Consider the following 19,522-nt stretch of genomic DNA (forward strand, 5'->3'; position numbering starts at 1 on the left):
TTCCTCTCCCAGCCTTAGAACAAGTATGGACGGATTCAATACATTTTCATTCTTTGTGGTGAAGAGCTGTTTTTTAGCGATTCATGGATGGCTAATGGGTGCTTTTGTTGTGCGAAATGTTTCTGGCTCAAATTGAGATTGGTCACAATACTCAGGTAAAGGTCAGACAGTTCCTCTCGGAACTGAAGGATTATATCGAAGAATCAAATGATGGAGTAACGCCCTGAAGGGTTCTCTCTTAGTCGAATAGCACTTGATTTAGTTAGAATGGCAGTGTTATAAGCTCGGCAAAAAGGTGTAAGAATTTACCGTAACAGGTTAAGCTGACGAAAGCCTACCCGATGGGGTGGTGTAAATCATGATGCTTGGGTTGAATGAATATGGTGAGTATGCGAAACAACCTACAATAAAGGGTTAAGCTGACAAACTTCTGAATGTACGGGTCTATAAGCACAATACATAGAAATGTGTATATCACCAAATTGTGAGGTTAGCAGTGGATAAGTAAAACTAGTTAATATGAAAATCCATGATATGTTACAGGCATATGGACGGCTAACAGGCTTAGAGGAAGCACCTAAATTCATTCCATAATAGATATAATTCAACGTTGTAAGCTGATAACGCGGAGAGCTAACTCTTGATGAAGCGGTGATTAGGAAAGCAGTAATGACAATAGTTATTGTATAACTTGTCTTCGTATCAGTGAAAGTGGTGGCACAGTACCAATGAAAGGTCTAATCCACCTAGAGGGATAGCCACTAGACTAAAAAGAATCATTCAACCATGTAAGACAGTTCTTTATCGATTAATAAGGTTCTTGTGAGACTAAAAGAGGTTCAACTCCCAAGGGAGTCACCGACTTGTTAAAATGGAAGAAATTGAGACACAATGAGTATTTCGATATGCAGCATTGTATTGACAATTTATATGCTCAAAGTGTCGATGGTCAAAATTTCTATGACTTAATGAAACTGATCAGCTCAAATGAAAATATACGTCTTGCTTATCGAAACATCAAAAGAAATACTGGGAGTAAAACAGCAGGGACAAACAAGTTAACGATTAATGATATTAAATTTTTGTCGGTAGAAGAAGTAATCGAACACGTTCAGGTTATGCTCAAATATTACGGACCAGAAAGTGTTCGGCGAGTTTTCATTCCTAAAGCAAATGGAAAAGTAAGACCATTAGGAATCCCAACAATATGGGATAGAATTATTCAACAATGTATCTTACAAGTTCTAGAACCCATTTGTGATGCAAAATTTCATAAACATAGTTATGGCTTTAGACCAAATAGAAGTACCCACCATGCCAAGGCAAGATTTGAATCGCTTATCAATATGGTGGGTCTTTATCACTGCATAGATGTAGACATAAAAGGATTTTTTGATAACGTGCACCATAATAAATTACTAAAACAAATATGGTCACTAGGAATTAAGGACAAACCTCTACTCTCTATAATTTCAAAGCTATTAAAAGCAGAAATTAAAGGAGAAGGCGTACCAACAAAAGGGACCCCGCAAGGGGGCATACTTTCACCATTTTTATCGAATATCGTTTTGAATGAACTTGATTGGTGGGTAAGTAATCAATGGGAAACGTTTAAGAGCAACCATGATTATAAACATAATGGTAGTAGAGTAAAAGAACTTAAGAAGTCAAACTTAAAAGAATGTTACATCGTAAGATATGCCGATGATTTCAAGGTAATATGCCGTACTCGTTCGCAAGCGATTAAAATGAATTATGCCATTAAGGACTTTCTTAAAAATAGATTACATCTTGAGACAAGTGAAGAAAAATCAAAGGTCATCAACTTAAAGAAGAATTCTTCCGAATTCCTTGGCTTTTCCTTTCGAGCGATTAGAAAAGGAAAAACAAGGTTTGGATTTGTAGCCCAATCAAATATGACGAAGAAAGCTAAATCTAATGCACTCATTAAAATTAAAGATTCTATAAAGGCAATTCAGAAAAAGCCTTGTACTGAAACTGTTTGGCACTATAACACAGTCGTAATGGGTATCCAAAACTATTACGCAGCAGCCACTAACATTTCCAATAATTTAAGTGAGTTGTCCTCCCATTTAAACAAGACTCTATATAATCGACTAAAGAATGTCAGAACAGAAGCAAAGTTTAATGATATGACCAGCACGCTCCAAAAACGATATAAAGGATATTCACCACAATACTTTAAGGTTCAAAACATGGTGTTTGTCCCTATCTATGCCCAACGTCATAGAACAAATCTCTGTTTCTCGCAAAATATATGTAATTATACTACCGAAGGTAGAAAGAAAATACACAACAATTTAAAGGCGATTAACAAGAGCGTGTTAAGCTATGTCATGAAAAACTTTATTCCAAATCGAACCATTGAATATAACGACAACCGCATCAGTAAGTTCATAGCCCAATACGGCAAGTGTGGAGTCACTGGAGTAGCACTTGGAAAGAGCGATTGGCACTGTCATCACATGATTCCTTATCACATTTCAAAGGATGACAGGTATTCAAATTTGATAGTGTTGCATGAAACGGTTCATCAACTCGTACATCTGAAAGATATTGATAAAATCAAATCTCTTCTTGATGTTTTAAAATTGAAGGTTAAACAATTAGAAAAAGTAAATAAACTCCGAAACCTTTGCAAAAACTTCAGAATCTGATTGGAAATAAACTTGCTTCACAGAATGCATAGAAATGAATGTTTTGGATTAGTTGGAACGCCGTATGAGGTGAAAGTGTGCGCCATGTCATTTACGACCTGGAATCGTTCGAATATCGAACCAAAGCTCTTGGAAATGCTTTGAGAACAGCCTTCTTACCTAGACCTGAAAGGGCGAGGGGACAAGAGCATGGAGGCAACGCAGAGATCACTCGAAGACTGATAAGAGTATTGCTCTGCTAGTTCTGTGTAATATGGTTAAAGCTAAACTGTTTGAACTTCAATCACCAGTGGTGGAACCCGCACACTCAAGGATACACAGTCTAAACACTCCTTGCCTATAACATAGTCAGATACGACTTTCGTCTGATGAAATCCAAGGTTACAGGACATTAAGTAATGAACTTAATCAAGGTGATGAATGAAGAACCTAAGTTACACTTATACGTTCCTATTGTAAAGAACATGGGATTCCCTAAGGGAGGAGACTCCTAGGGGAACGGAGTTTCCGTAGTACCCAATGTGAATCTGTAATGGATTACGCACAGATGGACCGTAATATGTGCCATTGACTTTAAAAAGTAGGGGAAGGGAAACAGGTAATTAGGATACCATTCCTTGGAGGTATGCGAAATGCAGTCAGCCGAAAAAGTGTTGAGTATCGTCAGTGTTAGAGGCAAGAAAAACCTTCCTGTCGAAAGAATCTATCGTATGCTCTTTAATAAAGAACTCTATCTAATAGCCTACCAAAATATCTATTCAAATGATGGTGCGATGACTAAAGGAGTTAACGGAGAAACCGTAGATAGTATGTCGCTCAAGAAAATTGACGACATTATCGATAAACTCAAAACAGAATCGTATAGATGGAAGCCTGTGAAACGAGTTCATATCCCGAAGAAAAACGGAAAACTTCGACCGCTAGGACTTCCAACATGGTCAGATAAACTCCTCCAAGAAGTAATTCGACTCATACTCGAACCTTATTATGAACCTCAATTTAGTGATAAATCACATGGTTTCCGAAATAGTCGAGGATGTCAGACTGCCCTTGAAGCTATTAAAAACAAAGATGGATGGAAAAGTGTGAAATGGTTTGTCGAGGGAGATATTAGCGACTGTTTCGGAAGTATCGACCATGAAATTCTCATCAGAATCATGGAAAAGAAAATCGATGACAATCGTTTCCTTAGACTAATTAAAAACTTACTAAAAAGTGGTTATATAGACGATTGGAAATATAACTCTACCATAAGTGGCTGTCCACAAGGCGGTATTTTAAGCCCTTTACTCTCAAATATTTATATGGATATTTTAGATAAGTTCGTAGAGCAACAGCTAATGCCAAAATATAATTTTGGAACAAGACGAGCTGAAAACAAAGAATACGTCCAATTAAAAAATCAAATTCGAAAATTTCGGAGACAAGAAAATTGGAAAAAAATCAAACAAATTAGGAGCCAAATTCAAAAAATGCCCTCAAAAGACCCAAATGACCCAAACTTTAAGCGCCTTTACTATATAAGGTACGCAGATGATTGGCTTATAGGTGTTTCGGGGAAGAAGAGTGACGCAGAAACAATCAAAGAAGAAATAAAACAATTTCTGGTTTCAACACTTAAATTGAATTTAAGTGCCGAAAAGACGTTAATCACCCATGCGAGAAACGAGAAAGCAAGATTCTTAGGGTATGATATACACGTTTTACACGAAGACACCAAAAGGGATAAACGTGGACAACGTATCATTAATGGTGTCATCGGATTAAGCATTCCTAACGAAAAAATCCATAATAAAATGAAAGAATATAAGGCAAAAGGAAAACCGAAACATCGGAAAGAAAGAACTATCTTTTCAGACTATGATATTATTAGCCAATTTCAAGCAGAATTCCGAGGTTTCGCTCAATATTACCTTCTAGCTTATAATGCTCATAAACTTTCAGGATTTAAAAGAACTTTAGAGCTCTCATTAGCATACACTCTAGCCAACAAGTATAAGACAACTGTAAACAAAATCTTCAAGAAATACGGAGCATATCGTAAAACTAAAGATGGAAAATACAAAGTGCTTCAGGTAAAAGTAGAACGTGAAGGAAAGAAACCATTGGAGGCTTATTTTGGAGGGATCAAACTAGGTTATAAAAAGAATACAACAATAGAGGACATGCCAATCATAACCTCTATTTTCAATAAGAGAAGCCAATTGGTTGACAGATTACTCAAAAACATCTGTGAATTATGCGGCACAAAAGGAAATATTGAAATGCATCATATTCGAAAACTAAAAGACCTAGAAAGAGACGATAGAAAAGAAAAACCTGAATGGATGAAACGCATGATTACAATAAGAAGAAAAACCCTAGCTGTTTGCAAAACTTGTCATACAAAAATCCATACAGGTACTTATAACGGGAAGAAAATCACTGATAATTAATTTACTGGCGAGCCGAGTGCATAGGAAACTTGCACGCTCGGTTCTGGGAGAGGTACTTGGAAAAGTACTACCTTCGGTAGTAACTCGCTGGGTGCCTACTCTACCTCACGTACGGTGTGAACAGGGGGAAAAGGCGGAGATAACTTCAAACCCTTACCTATCTGTATCAATATCCCAAATAATAAATAAGACGAAAATATGCAAGTTTTTATTCATTTCTTACATATTTTCGGCTTTTTACATTCAAAAAACATACTGCCATAACCGGCATTTTTTAATTGCCAAAAACACCGTGCTAATTCTCGCTTAGTTCACATATCCTAAAATACTAACATGTTTCTTCCTTCCTAATACAAAAGAAAATCCCACCGTAATACAGTGGGATTTTCTTAATTTTCATCAGAATTATTATTAAAAATCTGGATAAAGGTAGGTTTATAAAACCATTAACCACTAACCTTAGTTACTACTCGTCCTCAATAACCCCGTGGGACTTAATTTGAACTTGAACTTGAACTTGATTCATCACTTGATTCATAACCTGATTCATAATTTGATTCATCATTTGATTCATCTTGTTCGGATTTTGTCCGTCCATAACTGATATTGTTGATGTGGTAAAGGGTAACACGAATAATCTCTTCGCAATTCACTAAAACAACAAAATTATCTTCTAAACCAGCTAGTAACCCCTCTACAGTATTTGGACCGCCACGATTAATTTTGATCCAACTATATTTGGAGCATTTAAACAATCCTTTAAAACTATGTGCTTCTTTAAGTTCGAGGTCTTCCGGAACTTCAGTATTGATGTTCATATTACCTGTTGCACTTTCAGTAAAATTTTTAATATGATGACTGTTGTAGTAAACGACCTCATCATCAGTAAGAATGACAATATAATCCTCACCCACATGCAATAACTTTCCAACTCTGGATTCTGGGCCATCCCGATCAACTTTGATTGCTTTGCCAATATAATTCTTCATGGAGTGTTCACTCATATTTACAAATTCCCCTTTACTTTAGATGTAAGTAATTTATTATATGTACCATGAGGATGGGTGGTCCTAGTAATATAGCCCGTCCCTCTCACTACTTCTATCACTATAGTTCTTACATCTAGTTGAATAATAGTTAATCCTCAATTAAGACAGCTTGGTGTTATTTTCAAGAAAAAATTGACCACGAATATTTATTCTGTTTCTGTGACTAATCAAATTGATTAGTCCTTTTTTCTATGCTTTATTCTTATCCAACATGTTTCCTCTTGGATGACCTTAATTATTGAACTAACTGGCAGTTTACTTTAAGTACAAATCTTCACAAAGGTATAGAAAAAACCCGAACTTTTTTAAAGAAAAATCGGGTTTTGTTTCTATTATATTTCGAATTGGTTTATAGAATGTTAGCTGTTCCCTGAGAATTCTTTGCAGGACTCTGCATGTAGCTTCTCAGTAAAATAGCCAATAAACTCAATAGCAAGAATAGAAATCCATCTACTACGACGTATTTTATCCCCATTCCTGATATAAATAATCCACCTACACCTGTGCCGATTGTAATTCCTAGGTTACCGCAAGATAGAAATAATCCATTAGCGAAATCAGGGGCTTCTGGAGCTGCCGAAATAATCCAATATTGATTGAGATTATTGCCTAGAGAAAATAATATTCCCCAAATCATAACAATGATTATAATCATAGGTCCTGCGGATTTTGGCATAAAGAATGCTAAGATGTAAACAATTCCTAATACAATTGGATAATATCTTACTGTTTTTATTGCATTTTTAGTAAGTAATTTCCCTGCCACAAGGTTTCCCACTATGTTTGCTAGACCAAAGAAAAATAACACTAGACTTAAAGTTTTGCCAGATATAAGACCAATGGTTTGGAGATAGTCAGCGATGTAACTATTAACCCCAGATCTTGCTGAACCTATAAAGACAACAGTTGCAATGGATAACCAGGTAATGGATTTTTTTAATACGCTTAATTGAGATCCATAAGAATGTTTTTGCATAACAGGTATGGATGGAACAAACAACAAGGTAGCAATGAATGCGATAACATTGACGAAAGCAAAAAACGACATGGACATTTCTAACGAAGCTGTATTTGCAATAAAAGTTGCGATTGGCACACCAAGCACCATTCCGGCATTTACTCCCAACATTACTTTAGAAACAGCTTTTGGAGCTTGCTCCTTGCTAACTGATGTAGCAGCCACAGTCAAAGCCAATGAACAATAAATTGGATGGAAAAAGGCTGGAATAACACGAGCGATTAATAAAATTGTAAAATTACCTGCAAAAATGGAGACAATGTTGCCTAGAACGAAAACGCCCAATACAAGTAACATTACATTTTTTCGATTTATACCAGAAAACAATAAGGGCAACGTAGTGCCTGATATAGAAACACCAAGAGCAAAAAGACTCACTAGCAATCCTGCTCTGGTTATACTAACCTGAAAGTGATCAGCAATGACAGGTAATATCCCAACAACGCCCATTTCAGTGTTTAAAATACCAAAAACTCCAAGTGTTAAGATAAAAATAAGCAAATGATTTTGCCTACTCAATAAAATCAACCTCCCTGATTATGTATTCAGCAATGTGAACTATTGTAAATCTATCACCTTCGAGTAACACGAAGTCAAGGGGGTAGTAATCTTTTATTTATCCCTCATTTATTAGCACATTTCAATTTCTGTAATGGATTACTTATGGAAACTCCGTCAACCTGATTTCGATGCTAGAGAACCTTTATTATGAGGGTGAAGTTTATTGTTTTTCAACAAACGTTTGCTAAAAAAAGTGAACATTATCAGGGAAACTACGACTGAGACTGCGCTGACCGTAAACACTACTTGATAAGTAGTATATTGGGAAACCCAGCCTAAAATCATTGCTCCTAGCCCAATACCAAGATCCGAACCAATTGAAAAGGAAGCATTCGCAACACCAGCACGTTCTGGACCGACTAGACGTATGATTACCGCTTGAAGAGCAGGTTGCGCAGAACCAAAACCAATACCGTACATAATCGCTGACATGATCACTCCGAATAAAGAGGTCGATATACACAAGACAAGCAAAGCAAAAATCGTCATTACTTTTGCAGGTATAATGACAAACGTCTCACCGTACCTGTCTGAAAGTTTTCCAGCAATGGGACGGCTTAGGACAAGTGTGGCTGCATATACCATAAAAAAAGTACCCGAATTGACTTTGATCGATTGAGTAAACAGCGGTACAAAACTTGTAATGCCCCCATAAGAGATAAACAGCAAAAAGACCGATGCCGTAATGGGTAAGACCGACTTTTCGAAAAGTTCAATTTTCCTTCTACTTTTTTGCGGCTTAAAAGTCATTTTTGCACCGAACGTTAAAAATAGTGCTATAGATGAGAGCACGACTGCTATTAAAAATAGAGAGTGGTATGAAAGGTTCTGTGTAACCCAAACACCCAACATCGGAGCGATTGCCATAGCTAAAGTTGTAGCCATTCCTGACCACCCCATACCTTCTCCGCGGCGGGTGGACGGAATCAAATCCGTAACCGTTGTGCTAATGGAAGTTGTGGATACTGCCCAGGTCAGTCCATGTAATATTCTGAGTACCATTAAAATAACGATTCCTTCCACCCAATTGTACATATACATTGCTACCGTGAAGAATAACAATCCCAAGACAATAAACCGACGCCTGCCAAAGCGGTCTAGCAATCCTCCGACAAATGGTCGAAAAATAACGGAAGCTAACATATACGCCCCCATCGCCAGACCTACTTGTGATTCGTTGCCACCTATCTCCTTAATAAACAGTGGTAACGTGGGATAAAGCATATAAAATGAGCAAAACAGGAAAAACATCCCCAGAATCAAATAAATATAAGACTTCGTCCATAGTCGTTCCAATTGGAATTCCTCCTTGGGTAAGAGGATAAGCTTACCCCACCAGTTTGTAAAAAAATATTGTTCCAAAATCAACATCTGTTTATAATTATAAAAAGATACTGGATACTATCAATCGTTAATTTAACGCAATTTGTTGATTACTCAACAAAATAATCCAAATTGTTAATTTTTTTTGGAAAGCATTGGGGGTTTAAGATGCCTAAAATGGATAGGAGAATAACCAAAAGCCAAATAGCCATAAAAAAAGCTGTTACTGAACTGATGACAGAAAAAAACTTTGACGATATAACCATACAAGATATTGCCGACAGAGCAGATGTTAATCGAGGAACCATTTATCTTCATTACATGGATAAATACGATTTACTGGATAAAATGATTGATGAACACATAAACAAGCTTTGGGAAACAACCGAAAGGGTATGTGAAATGGAGTGGGTAGATGCGACTAAAACTTATTTCGAATACTTTGAGAGTAACTATTTATTCTTTTCTACAATGCTAGCAAGTAAAGCGGCTCCTTCTTTTCGCAGAAAGTTCCTAGAGTTTCTTATCGAAGCGTTCAAGGATGAGGTAGATAAAACCAAAAATCACAGTTTAAATGCAGATATTATTGTTAAATTCGCTGCAAATGCATACGTAGGGATATTGGAATCTTGGTTAAAAGAAGGAATGCCTTATCCGCCTTATGTTATGGCAAAAGAAATGGGGATTTTGTTAGAGAGGATTGTATAGGTTACTCCTAAATAAAAATGTGAAGGACTTCACTTAAGCTAAATGATGTATTCCTTTAATAAGGGATGTTTTTTTTATTGAAGTAAATGGCAGTTTAGTCAAAAATGCTATAATTAAAAAATTCTAATTTATATTAAGGAGCCCTTATTGTTTTGGACGCAAAATATATTAATTTCTACGAATTCGGTAGCCCTAAAGATGTGTTAAAAATTGAATATAAAACCATTGAACCACCAAAAGATAATGAAGTTCTTGTTCGAATGTTGGCACGACCTATCAATCCATCTGATTTAATTCCAATTAGAGGGGCGTATTCTCATCGAATTTCTTTACCTAATATTCCTGGTTATGAAGGAGTTGGGATTGTAGAGGATGTAGGTCCTTTTGTTTCAAAAAACCTTATTGGTAAACGGGTTTTACCTTTGCGTGGGGAAGGTACATGGCAAGAGTTTGTTAAGACAACAGTAGAATTTGCCGTTCCTATACCTGATTCAATTGATGATTTTACGGCATCACAAATGTATATTAATCCCGTTACAGCGTGGGTGGTTTGTACGGAAGTTTTAAAACTAAGGACAAATGATGTTTTATTGGTTAACGCATGTGGTTCTTCTATTGGGCACATTTTTGCTCAATTATCAAAGATTTTAGGTTTTCAATTAATTGCAGTGACTAGAAATAATAAGTACACAGAGGAATTACTTCATCTCGGTGCTTCTAATGTGATAGATACCTCTATAAGTAGTCTAAATGAAACCGTTATGGAATTAACAAATGGGATGGGTGCAGATGCTGCCATTGATTCTGTTGGAGGTTCGGATGGTAATGAATTAGCTTTTTGTGTCCGCCCTAATGGACAGTTTTTAACAATCGGTCTTTTATCAGGGGTACAAGTAAATTGGGCAGATATTGTAAATCAAGCAAAAGTGAATGCGAATATGTTTCATTTACGGAATTGGAATAAAAATGTCTCAGCAAAAAAATGGCAAGAAACTTTTAATCATTTAATACGGCTAATAGAAGGTGAAAAATTACGTTTGATGATGGTTGATTCTAAGTACGACTTGTCGGATGTCAAAAAGGCAATTGACGCTGTTGAATTTTCTATTAAAACAAAAGGGAAAGTATTTTTAACAAGTTGCTGAGTCATTCTTGTTCAACAAACGGGTGCGTTAGGTTAACATCGTAAATTTTTATTACAAAATAGAAACATGTCCGTTACGGAACTATTCATTTATTCATATCCTAGTAATACTAGGGAAGGAGATGAATAGCTGTGTCTAATGATGAATTAATTTGTCAAGAGTTTGCTAGAATTATCGGTGGGCAAGAGGGATTTGCGGGCGGAAAATGTGTGGCAACCATAAATCGAAATGAAGTCCAGGCAATAATTTTAGGAAAACCTTTCAGAGTAACCTCTTCTTTCTCATTTGAATCAAGAGATAATCTGACTGGACGAGCATTGTGCCTAGGTAGGGTAGCACTCTTGCAAAGAGAAGTCGATATTTTTGTTGCTTCCATTCTTAAGCAAGGAATAAAAGTTTCTTCCATACACAATGAGTGGTTTTTTGATACTCCGAATTTAATTTACGTTAATATCGAAGCTGTTGACAATCCATTAGATTTTGCAAGGAAAGTCAGAAGAGCGTTAAAGAGTTAACGGGTCCAAGAGTTGTAGATCGATGAATGGACCTGCAGCTCTTTTTTCTTATTGAGCTAACTGACAGATTAGTGGAAGAAGTAGTTCGAGATAAAAAGGTAATCTAACGCTTATATGAAGAAGATTAATAATAAATAAAAAGGAGGCACCAGGAAATCCTATTGGTAGTAGTTAGGAAAGCTAGGTGTTTTTATGTGGTACTGGTATTTATTCTTATGTGTTATTGTCTTCAATACAGTTGCCATATGTATGAAAAAGAAATTAAAGCCAATTGATATGTATGCAACAATCGTGACCAGCATGCTTATACAAACGAAAGTAGACCGATGGACAGACATGCTGGACTGGTATGGATTCTTTTCACGATGGTTTGTAGATGCACCAACTTTACTTGTTAGCGTTGGTTTGTATCCTGCGGCAGCTGTCATCATGCTGAACTTCTATCCATACGATAAATCCAAGTGGTGGGCAGCAGCTTACATATTGATATGGTCAGTAGCTTCTACTGGCTTTGAGTGGACATTCCTAAAGATGGGATACATGTATTACGGAAAGGATTATAACTTGCTTTACTCCGCTTTCTCCTACCCCTTCCTTTACTTACTTCTGCTTGGAAATTTAAAGATTGTAGATGCAATCTTGCAGAAATCTGGATGTGGACGAAAACAGAACTAAAAGAGAAGCAGACCTAGTCTAGAGAGCTGCTTCTCTTTTAGTTTTTTATCACATTGTTTTGGTTTGCGAAGAGCTACACTTAAACAAACGGGTTGAACGAAATAAGGAGAAATGAAATTATGAAAAAACATTGTTGTAAGGATATGGCTTATCATGCCAATTTTGAGTGTGATATACATAAGAACCCATTTAAATGTCCCGACAAGATAATCTTTTTTGATGAAAAGAATAATGACTATGGTTTGATAATTCATGATGGTGGCACATCAAGTATCGGCATTTCTTTTTGCCCTTGGTGTGGTTCGAAAATTTGAAATAATAATCTTCCTTGTTGAAGTAACGGGGTGCTTTACCTTGACAACAATCGGGCTGTTTTTCGGCAGTCCTTTTTCTCTTTATTCAACTACCATGAAAATTAACTTCTGTGAGATCCGAAAAATGGCAATACTTAAATAGACGCAGCTTATTCATCTTTTTAAAAAGGGGAGGAGCGTCTGATCCATGGTGTTATATACTTGTTTGAAGGATTAGGAAGCCTCTGTTATTGTAACCGTATAGCCTAAGTTTTCTAATCTTCGAACCGAATGGCGTACAATAGATACCTGTCTTTGTTTATCAAAGTAGTCTTCACCTAAGTCTACATACATTTCTTTTCTAGTTAACAGGTAATATGCGATCCGCAATATCGCATGGGCAACTACAATAGCTGCTCTTTTGTTTCCTTTTCGCCCAGCTGTTCGTCGATACAATGCACCAAGATAGTTTTTTGAACCCCTGACTGATTGAGCTGCTTCAGTTAATGCTGATTTTAAATACTTATTTCCTTTTTTCGATCTAGTTGATTTTCTTTTTCCAGCACTTTCGTTATGTCCAGGTACGAGAGCTGCCCACGAACAAAGATGTTCCGCAGTTGGAAATTGGTTTTTAACATCAGTACCGATTTCAGCCAGGATTTGTTCAGCCATTCTTCTGGCGATTCCAGGTATTGAATCTAGTCTTTCAATATCTTCTTCGTAAGAGCTGACTCTTTGGGCAATCTCTTGATCTAACATTTCAATTTGCTCAGTTAGAAAATCAATGTGAGTCAAAATCGTTTTGAGCATTAATCGTTGATGTGGGTTAACATAGCCCTGAAGTGCTAATTCAAGTTGTTCTTTTTTCTTTTTCATTGTACGAAGCGAAGTTTGCTAGCTTTTCAGGATCATCTTCGCCATCTGCAATTGCTCGAAGCATATCCTTGGATGAAACCCCCATAATATCTGATACAACAGAACCAAGTTTGATATTGGCTCCTTCTAAAACTTTTTGAATCCGATTATGTTGTCTTGCACGTTCTTCTATAATACTACGCCGATAGCGAACAAGTTCTCGCAGCTCTCTTTGAGTCCGATTGGGAATGAAACTCGCTTTGAGTAGACCATGGCGAAGAAGTTGTGCAATCCATTCGGCATCTTTAACATCAGTCTTACGACCTGGGAGTGCCTTCATGTGTTGGGCGTTTACAACTAAAAACTCAATTCCTTCAGATTCCAGTAGGTTAACAATAGGTTTCCAATAAACACTGGTGCTTTCCATTGCGACATGGGTACAACCATGTTCCTTAACCCAGTCAATTAACTTAAGCAGAAATACTGTTTTAGTAGAAAACGTTTGAATCTCCTTTCCATCAGGTGTCATAATACACGCAGTGATATTATCCTTATGAACATCCATACCACATGCTCTTTCAATGATTACATCCATTGAAATTCTTCCTTTCTAGGCTTGTAAATTGGAGGCTGGTGCAACAATCAGAATAAGGATTAATCTACCATGAGTGCTTCCCGCAAGGGAGCGACAGTTTGTGATGCACCGTGGTCGTTGGAGTCAGACTAACGGATGGGCTCTATGGCACCATAATGTATCGACCTTCCTCTCCCAGCCTTAGAACAAGTATGGACGGATTCAATACATTTTCATTCTTTGTGGTGAAGAGCTGTTTTTTAGCGATTCATGGATGGCTAACGGGCAGTTTAGTTGAAGAAGGATTCCTTAATTCTTTTATAGAATAACAGTTAATGGTTGTAAGTACGTGCAAATTCGAGGAGAAGAATTATGGAAATATCATTGATTAGACATGGAAAATCACAACTAACTGAAAATGAAAAAGTAACTAGTTTGGAATTTAAGAAGTGGGTTGAAAAGTATGATTACCTTGGAGTGTATGAAGAGTCAGCATATCCCTCAGCAACCCTTGAAAAGGTTGCAACTGCAAATATTGTTATTACGAGTGATTTAAAAAGGGCTGTTGAGTCAGCAAGATTATTAAAACCAGTAACGAAAATCATTTCTGACCCTTTATTCCGAGAAACTGAGTTACCTTCTAATTCATCGCAATTATTTAATGTAAAGTTAAAGCCTAGTATCTGGGCGATTGTATTAAGAATTCTATGGTTCAGTGGCTATTCATACGAGTGCGAGTCTTTGAATAAAGCAAAATCCAGGGCAAATAAGGCATCACAACAGCTAATTGACTACGCTAATGAATATAAATCGGTGGTATTAGTTGGACACGGTTTTTTTAATATGTTAATCGCTAAAGAGTTACAAAAAAAGGGCTGGAAAGGTATAAGAAAAAGGGATGCAAAGCATTGGAATTGTATGACGTTTTCCTTGTTAAACTAACAGATGCAATAGTGGAAGAAAGAGGATTGCTGCGGCAATCCTTTTTTGTTATTGAGCTAACGTGCAGGTGTGCGGCCGAGCCTAGGTCGTATCATATAGCGGGTGGGATTCCCGCCGAGTAAGAACTAGCCATTCGCTCGTAGCGAGTCTTGGAGGGCTAACGGTAACTTTAGTCTTTAAGCGTAGACAGTTAGGTAGCGGGCCGAAAGCCAAATGGTTGAAGGGATTGAGCTCCATAACGTTAGTAAACTGAGAGGGCTGATGTCTTACCTGCGTGCAGAAAGCTACATTATATTCTTCGTCAGAGGCAAGAAGGATATAACCTCTCTGGGGTCAGAGACCTTGGCACGTTACACATTGATATGATACGGCAACTCGGGATACCCTACCGGTCTTTTCTTTGAAGAAGAGTATGGTGTACAAGCGATAACAAGCAAGGAAACCAAATGCCAGGTAGGGAGTCGGATAGCAGCGTAGTACCAATGAAGTTGGGTAATTCCGATGGAGGGAAGGCTAGCTACCAGTTATCACCCTTACTAGGGACACATTTACTACACACAGAGGTAGGAGTCATAGATGGAAACAAAACTACTAAGGATAGCAGAATTAGCAAAATCCGAGCCTAAAATGAAATTCACATCTCTTGTACATTTATTAAATGAGCAATCGCTACTACAGTGTCATCATGGACTGCCTAATAAAAAGGCGACTGGTATTAACGGAACGACTAAAGAACAATACAGTGAAAACTTGAAGGAAAACATAAAGGATTTAGTAATTAGGCTTAAAAGCAAAAGTTATCGCCCTGTTCCAGTAAGACGAATGTATATTCCAAAGCTCAACACAAACAAGAAAAGGCCATTAGGAATACCGGAACATGAGGATAAAATTGTACAAAAAGGCATTACCAAAATACTAAATGCCATCTATGAAAATGACTTTCTAGACTGTTCGTTTGGGTTCCGTCCTAATAGAAATTGTCATGATGCGTTGAAAATACTGAACCATTATATTGAGAAGAGATCAGTAAATTATGTAGTAGATGTAGATATCAAAGGTTTCTTTGACAACGTTGACCACAAATGGATGATGGAGTTCTTAAAACACCGGATCGCAGACCCTAACCTACTTAGAATAATCAGCAGATTTCTTAAAGGTGGATACATGGAGGAAGGTAAGAAATACAAGACTGACAATGGTACACCGCAAGGTGGAGTAATATCTCCGATATTAGCCAATGTGTATCTCCATTACATTCTTGACCTATGGTTTGAGAAAGTGGTCAGGAAATGGTGCAAAGGGCAGGCATACATAGTAAGATACGCAGATGATTGTGTGCCACGAAAGCAACCAAAGTGTGCGTAATCACACAAGGAAGCTATGCTGCACTCAAGATGAGAGTAGGTCTCTCGCAATCGCTATACAGGTAGAGATTGCAAACCACCTTAAGGTGCTGTAGTCAAAAGCTATGGTATTGAGCGTTAAGGAAAAGGCAGGGCTAGACTCTGTCAGGTAGGTATTAAGGAGACGAAAACCATTGAACCGCTGAAGAAGTATCGAAAGCGTAGAGGTGTCATCAAAACTGAGGGGGAGTCGTTAACTCAGGATAAGTTCGGAGGGAACCTGTTTACTGTCCGTTCGGTGACCGGTATAAAGGCGGCGTGAACTTAATACAGGCTTGAGTGTGGAACGTGGGAACCTACGACATGGATGCCAAGGGAGAGATTTCAAGTGGAAGCCCCACAAGAATCAGAGTACCAATGCCATGTATAGGGGCGGAATAACTCGTAGTAGCTATGAAACCTCCTAACGGAGATGGAGCAAAGGGGTTATGTTATTCAGTTTTATGAACAGGTCAACCATTAAAGTGGGAGGAACTTATGAATAAGACAAAGCCGTACAATATATCTAAAAAGGCAGTCTATGAAGCCTTTCTTAGAGTAAAAGCAAATAAGGGGTCAGCTGGAATTGATGAAGAGTCAATAGCAGAATTCGAAATGAATCTAAAGGATAATCTCTATAAACTATGGAACAGGGGATGTCCTCCGGGAGTTATTTTCCACCAGCAGTTAAGGCGGTAGACATACTTAAGAAAGCTGGGGGTACTAGAACATTAGGAATCCCAACGGTAACGGATAGAATTGCACAAATGGTTGTGAAATTGTACTTCGAACCATTAGTAGAGCCCTTATTTCATGAAGATTCTTATGGGTATAGACCTAAGAAAAGTGCCATCCAAGCAATAGAGATTACTCGTAAAAGATGTTGGAGATATAATTGGGTTCTTGAGTTTGATATTAAAGGCTTATTCGATAATATTGACCATGACTTACTAATGAGAGCAGTTGAAAAGCATACACAAATTAGCTGGGTTAAGCTATACATCAAGAGATGGTTGAAGGCACCTTTTCAAATGAAAGATGGAATAAAGGAACGTACATCCGGCACACCGCAAGGTGGGGTCATAAGTCCAGTTCTAGCAAATTTATTTCTACATTACACAATTGACAAATGGATGGCTATTAATCACCCTAACAACCCATTTGCGAGATATGCGGATGACGCAGTCATCCACTGTAAGACAGAAGATGAAGCGACAAGATTGCTTGAATCTTTAAACAAGAGGATGAGCGAATGTAAACTGAAACTACATCCAATAAAAACTAGAATTGTATACTGTAAGGATGCAGACAGAAAGGAAAACTACGAAAATACTTCGTTTGATTTTCTAGGATACACGTTTAGACCCAGGCTGTCAAAGAACAGATGGGGAAAACATTTTGTAAACTTTACACCTGCCATTAGTAACAATGCAAAGAAATCAATTCGGCAAAAAGTGAGGGACTGGAAACTTCAACTGAAAGCTGAAAAGGACCTTACGGACCTATCAAATATGTTTAACTCAAAGATAATTGGCTGGATAAACTTCTATGGCAAGTTCTACAAATCCGAAATGTACTCAACATTAAGGCACATCAACAAAGCCTTAATAATGTGGGCGAGGAAGAAATACAAAAGGTTAGCTCGTCACAAGAAAAGAGCAGAATATTTCTTAGGTAGAATTGCAAAACAAAATCCCAAGTTATTTAAACATTGGGAATTAGGTATTAAGCCAACGGCAGAATAATGGGAGCCGGATGAGTCGAGAGGTTCACGTCCGGTTCTGAGAGAGGCTACTGGGGAGGTTCCAGTGGTCTACTTGCCTTGTTTGTTGTTTTCAATATAAAAGTGAAGCTCAGCAATTCTTCAACTTATTAAGGTCGAGATTAAAGAAATTTAACTTAGAAATAGCCGAGGATAAAACTAAAATTATTCCCTTCGGGCGGTTTGCGGAGAATAATGGAAAGCGAAATGGGATTGGGAAACCAGCAACATTTGATTTCCTTGGGTTTACACACTATTGTGGGAAAAGTAAACAAGGGAGATTTCGAGTAAAGCGGAAATCGAGCAGAAAGAAAGTTCAAGGCAAACTAAAAGAATCTAAAGAATGGTTGAAGAATAATAGAAATAAAGATATTCATATGATTATGGATAGATTTAAACGCTCACTAATAGGCTATTACAACTATTATTGCATTACAGATAATACCCAAACTGTTAACAACTTCAAAGAGAAAATCGAGTATTTACTATTTAAATGGCTAAACAGAAGAAGCCAAAGGAAATCCTTTACATGGGATAAATTTAGGCTCTTTCTTAGTAAATATCCACTACCTTCACCAAGAATCAAAGTGAATATTTATGATTTAAGAAAAGAGATAAGCTATATTCTGTAAATGATGACTAGGAGGAGCCGTGTGCATTAATAGTGCAAGCACGGTTCTGTGAGGGGGGAGAACACAATCTACCGTAAGGTAGAGAGGTTCTCTTCTACTCGACTAATTGAAGAATGTTTTTTATATAGTACAGTTTAATTTAGGTTCAATTTTGATTTTGTTTGAGAAACCTTAAGCGAATATATACCCCTAAACAAATCAAGCCTATAACAGCGTTGAGTATAACTTCCCACAATGGTGAGTAAAAGGATTTAGATATTGCCCCTATTTCAAAAGCTGAGAACAAAATAAGCCAAACCCACGACTTATAGCGTTGATAATAAAATGATAACAATTTAAACAACTCCTTTGTTTTCTATCAGTCTATATTTTACACTAATTGGAAACATCTGTAATGAATCTTTTTAGTCAAATTGAAAGTAAAAGGTATAATGAAAATATGCTGTTCTTTTGTGATTTAGTCTCACACTTTTAATTTATTCGAAGCAAGATTGTGAAGTTTTGCACTTAAACTAATGGGTAGCTTTAGTTGAAGAAGCCAAAAGGACCTAAATGGTCTTTTTTATATTTGGTAATAAAATACGAATTTCATTTATTGTATGGGAAATACTATCTGTCGAGGTGAAATAAATGAGCAGATTTAAAGTTGTGTTTGAGAATACAATCCAAAGTGGTGGGTTTTCATTGGAGCAGTATTTGATAACATTACATCAAGAAAAAGATATGTTGGATTCATTTGATGGTCATGATGATTACGAGTTGGACATGAGGTTATTTGAAGGGGAGATTCAAAAAGTTAACCGATTGTTGGAGAGCTAAGGCTCTCTTTTTTATTTATAAAATAAAGATTTTATTTTCTTCTTCAACTACCATGAAAATTAACTTCTGTGAGATCCGAAAAATGGCAATACTTAAATAGACGCAGCTTATTCATCTTTTTAAAAAGGGGAGGAGCGTCTGATCCATGGTGTTATA

17 protein-coding genes and 1 pseudogene are annotated in these 19,522 nt (G+C 37.1%); 14 read left to right on the forward strand and 4 right to left on the reverse strand.

Translation table 11 applies throughout. The features are described from left to right. Positions 1–905: 905 nt before the first annotated feature. Positions 906–2,678 (forward strand): group II intron reverse transcriptase/maturase, encoded by a 1,773-nt coding sequence (gene ltrA, locus JOC76_RS28290; RefSeq protein ID WP_205182143.1) that lies wholly within the window; start codon positions 906–908, stop codon positions 2,676–2,678. Positions 2,679–3,310: 632 nt separating this feature from the next. Further along, positions 3,311–5,113, forward strand: a complete 1,803-nt coding sequence (locus JOC76_RS28295; protein ID WP_205182119.1) for a reverse transcriptase/maturase family protein — start codon at positions 3,311–3,313, stop codon at positions 5,111–5,113. 494 nt (positions 5,114–5,607) lie between these two features. Here the strand turns inward: JOC76_RS28295 and JOC76_RS28300 are convergent, their stop codons facing one another. From JOC76_RS28300 to JOC76_RS28310, 3 genes are all read right to left on the reverse strand, one after another. Beyond that, positions 5,608–6,102, reverse strand: a complete 495-nt coding sequence (locus tag JOC76_RS28300; RefSeq protein WP_205182120.1) for a hypothetical protein — start codon at positions 6,100–6,102, stop codon at positions 5,608–5,610. Between the two features lie 409 nt (positions 6,103–6,511). Next, positions 6,512–7,699: an MFS transporter gene (locus tag JOC76_RS28305; protein WP_205182121.1), complete on the reverse strand. Its 1,188-nt coding sequence runs from the start codon at positions 7,697–7,699 to the stop codon at positions 6,512–6,514. A 156-nt stretch (positions 7,700–7,855) separates the two neighbouring features. Further along, positions 7,856–9,037 (reverse strand): MFS transporter, encoded by a 1,182-nt coding sequence (locus JOC76_RS28310; RefSeq protein ID WP_205182122.1) that lies wholly within the window; start codon positions 9,035–9,037, stop codon positions 7,856–7,858. Between the two features lie 195 nt (positions 9,038–9,232). On the opposite strand from JOC76_RS28310, the gene JOC76_RS28315 reads away from it, so the two are divergent. From JOC76_RS28315 to JOC76_RS28340, 6 genes are all read left to right on the forward strand, one after another. After that, entirely contained in the window at positions 9,233–9,772 is a 540-nt protein-coding gene (locus JOC76_RS28315; protein ID WP_205182123.1) for a TetR/AcrR family transcriptional regulator, read from the forward strand. 152 nt (positions 9,773–9,924) lie between these two features. Further along, positions 9,925–10,917 (forward strand): zinc-dependent alcohol dehydrogenase family protein, encoded by a 993-nt coding sequence (locus JOC76_RS28320; protein ID WP_205182124.1) that lies wholly within the window; start codon positions 9,925–9,927, stop codon positions 10,915–10,917. A 131-nt stretch (positions 10,918–11,048) separates the two neighbouring features. Then, positions 11,049–11,432, forward strand: a complete 384-nt coding sequence (locus JOC76_RS28325; RefSeq protein ID WP_205182125.1) for a DUF1259 domain-containing protein — start codon at positions 11,049–11,051, stop codon at positions 11,430–11,432. 192 nt (positions 11,433–11,624) lie between these two features. Continuing rightward, the gene (locus JOC76_RS28330; RefSeq protein WP_205182126.1) at positions 11,625–12,107 is read left to right on the forward strand and encodes a CBO0543 family protein; all 483 of its coding nucleotides are present in this window, start codon (positions 11,625–11,627) and stop codon (positions 12,105–12,107) included. 143 nt (positions 12,108–12,250) lie between these two features. Continuing rightward, the gene (locus JOC76_RS31010) at positions 12,251–12,421 is read left to right on the forward strand and encodes a DUF6980 family protein (RefSeq protein ID WP_372442022.1); all 171 of its coding nucleotides are present in this window, start codon (positions 12,251–12,253) and stop codon (positions 12,419–12,421) included. Next, entirely contained in the window at positions 12,363–12,563 is a 201-nt protein-coding gene (locus JOC76_RS28340) for a hypothetical protein (RefSeq protein ID WP_205182128.1), read from the forward strand. Before JOC76_RS31010 ends, JOC76_RS28340 begins: the two co-directional genes overlap by 59 nt. 71 nt (positions 12,564–12,634) lie before the next feature. Here JOC76_RS28340 and JOC76_RS28345 read toward each other — a convergent pair. Then, positions 12,635–13,850 (reverse strand): annotated as a pseudogene (locus tag JOC76_RS28345) (IS110 family RNA-guided transposase). A 351-nt stretch (positions 13,851–14,201) separates the two neighbouring features. Between JOC76_RS28345 and JOC76_RS28350 the strand changes: the two are divergent. From JOC76_RS28350 to JOC76_RS28370, 6 genes are all read left to right on the forward strand, one after another. Beyond that, the gene (locus tag JOC76_RS28350; protein WP_205182129.1) at positions 14,202–14,771 is read left to right on the forward strand and encodes a histidine phosphatase family protein; all 570 of its coding nucleotides are present in this window, start codon (positions 14,202–14,204) and stop codon (positions 14,769–14,771) included. A 576-nt stretch (positions 14,772–15,347) separates the two neighbouring features. Continuing rightward, positions 15,348–16,136: a reverse transcriptase domain-containing protein gene (locus tag JOC76_RS28355; protein WP_205182130.1), complete on the forward strand. Its 789-nt coding sequence runs from the start codon at positions 15,348–15,350 to the stop codon at positions 16,134–16,136. A gap of 515 nt (positions 16,137–16,651) precedes the next feature. Then, a complete protein-coding gene (locus JOC76_RS31050) occupies positions 16,652–16,852 on the forward strand; it encodes a hypothetical protein (protein WP_239558065.1) in 201 nt (66 codons plus the stop codon). After that, positions 16,798–17,898 (forward strand): group II intron reverse transcriptase/maturase, encoded by a 1,101-nt coding sequence (gene ltrA, locus JOC76_RS28360; RefSeq protein WP_239558068.1) that lies wholly within the window; start codon positions 16,798–16,800, stop codon positions 17,896–17,898. The genes JOC76_RS31050 and ltrA (JOC76_RS28360) overlap by 55 nt, the downstream gene beginning before the upstream one ends. Before the next feature lie 364 nt (positions 17,899–18,262). Next, a complete protein-coding gene (locus tag JOC76_RS30325; protein ID WP_275591430.1) occupies positions 18,263–18,547 on the forward strand; it encodes a group II intron maturase-specific domain-containing protein in 285 nt (94 codons plus the stop codon). A gap of 630 nt (positions 18,548–19,177) precedes the next feature. Further along, the gene (locus JOC76_RS28370) at positions 19,178–19,366 is read left to right on the forward strand and encodes a hypothetical protein (RefSeq protein WP_088087141.1); all 189 of its coding nucleotides are present in this window, start codon (positions 19,178–19,180) and stop codon (positions 19,364–19,366) included. Positions 19,367–19,522: the final 156 nt, after the last annotated feature.

The organism is Neobacillus cucumis (genome assembly GCF_016908975.1).
Classification (GTDB): Bacteria; Bacillota; Bacilli; order Bacillales; family Cytobacillaceae; genus Neobacillus; species Neobacillus cucumis.

Coding starts and splice junctions, on each gene's coding strand:
- JOC76_RS28350 (WP_205182129.1), top strand. CDS start 14,202: ATGGAAATATCATTGATTAGACATGGAAAATCACAACTAACTGAAAAT.
- JOC76_RS28295 (WP_205182119.1), top strand. CDS start 3,311: ATGCAGTCAGCCGAAAAAGTGTTGAGTATCGTCAGTGTTAGAGGCAAG.
- JOC76_RS28330 (WP_205182126.1), top strand. CDS start 11,625: ATGTGGTACTGGTATTTATTCTTATGTGTTATTGTCTTCAATACAGTT.
- JOC76_RS31010 (WP_372442022.1), top strand. CDS start 12,251: ATGGCTTATCATGCCAATTTTGAGTGTGATATACATAAGAACCCATTT.
- ltrA (WP_205182143.1), top strand. CDS start 906: ATGCAGCATTGTATTGACAATTTATATGCTCAAAGTGTCGATGGTCAA.
- JOC76_RS28315 (WP_205182123.1), top strand. CDS start 9,233: ATGCCTAAAATGGATAGGAGAATAACCAAAAGCCAAATAGCCATAAAA.
- ltrA (WP_239558068.1), top strand. CDS start 16,798: ATGGAACAGGGGATGTCCTCCGGGAGTTATTTTCCACCAGCAGTTAAG.
- JOC76_RS28355 (WP_205182130.1), top strand. CDS start 15,348: ATGGAAACAAAACTACTAAGGATAGCAGAATTAGCAAAATCCGAGCCT.
- JOC76_RS28370 (WP_088087141.1), top strand. CDS start 19,178: ATGAGCAGATTTAAAGTTGTGTTTGAGAATACAATCCAAAGTGGTGGG.
- JOC76_RS28340 (WP_205182128.1), top strand. CDS start 12,363: ATGGTGGCACATCAAGTATCGGCATTTCTTTTTGCCCTTGGTGTGGTT.
- JOC76_RS31050 (WP_239558065.1), top strand. CDS start 16,652: ATGAATAAGACAAAGCCGTACAATATATCTAAAAAGGCAGTCTATGAA.
- JOC76_RS28300 (WP_205182120.1), bottom strand. CDS start 6,102: ATGAAGAATTATATTGGCAAAGCAATCAAAGTTGATCGGGATGGCCCA.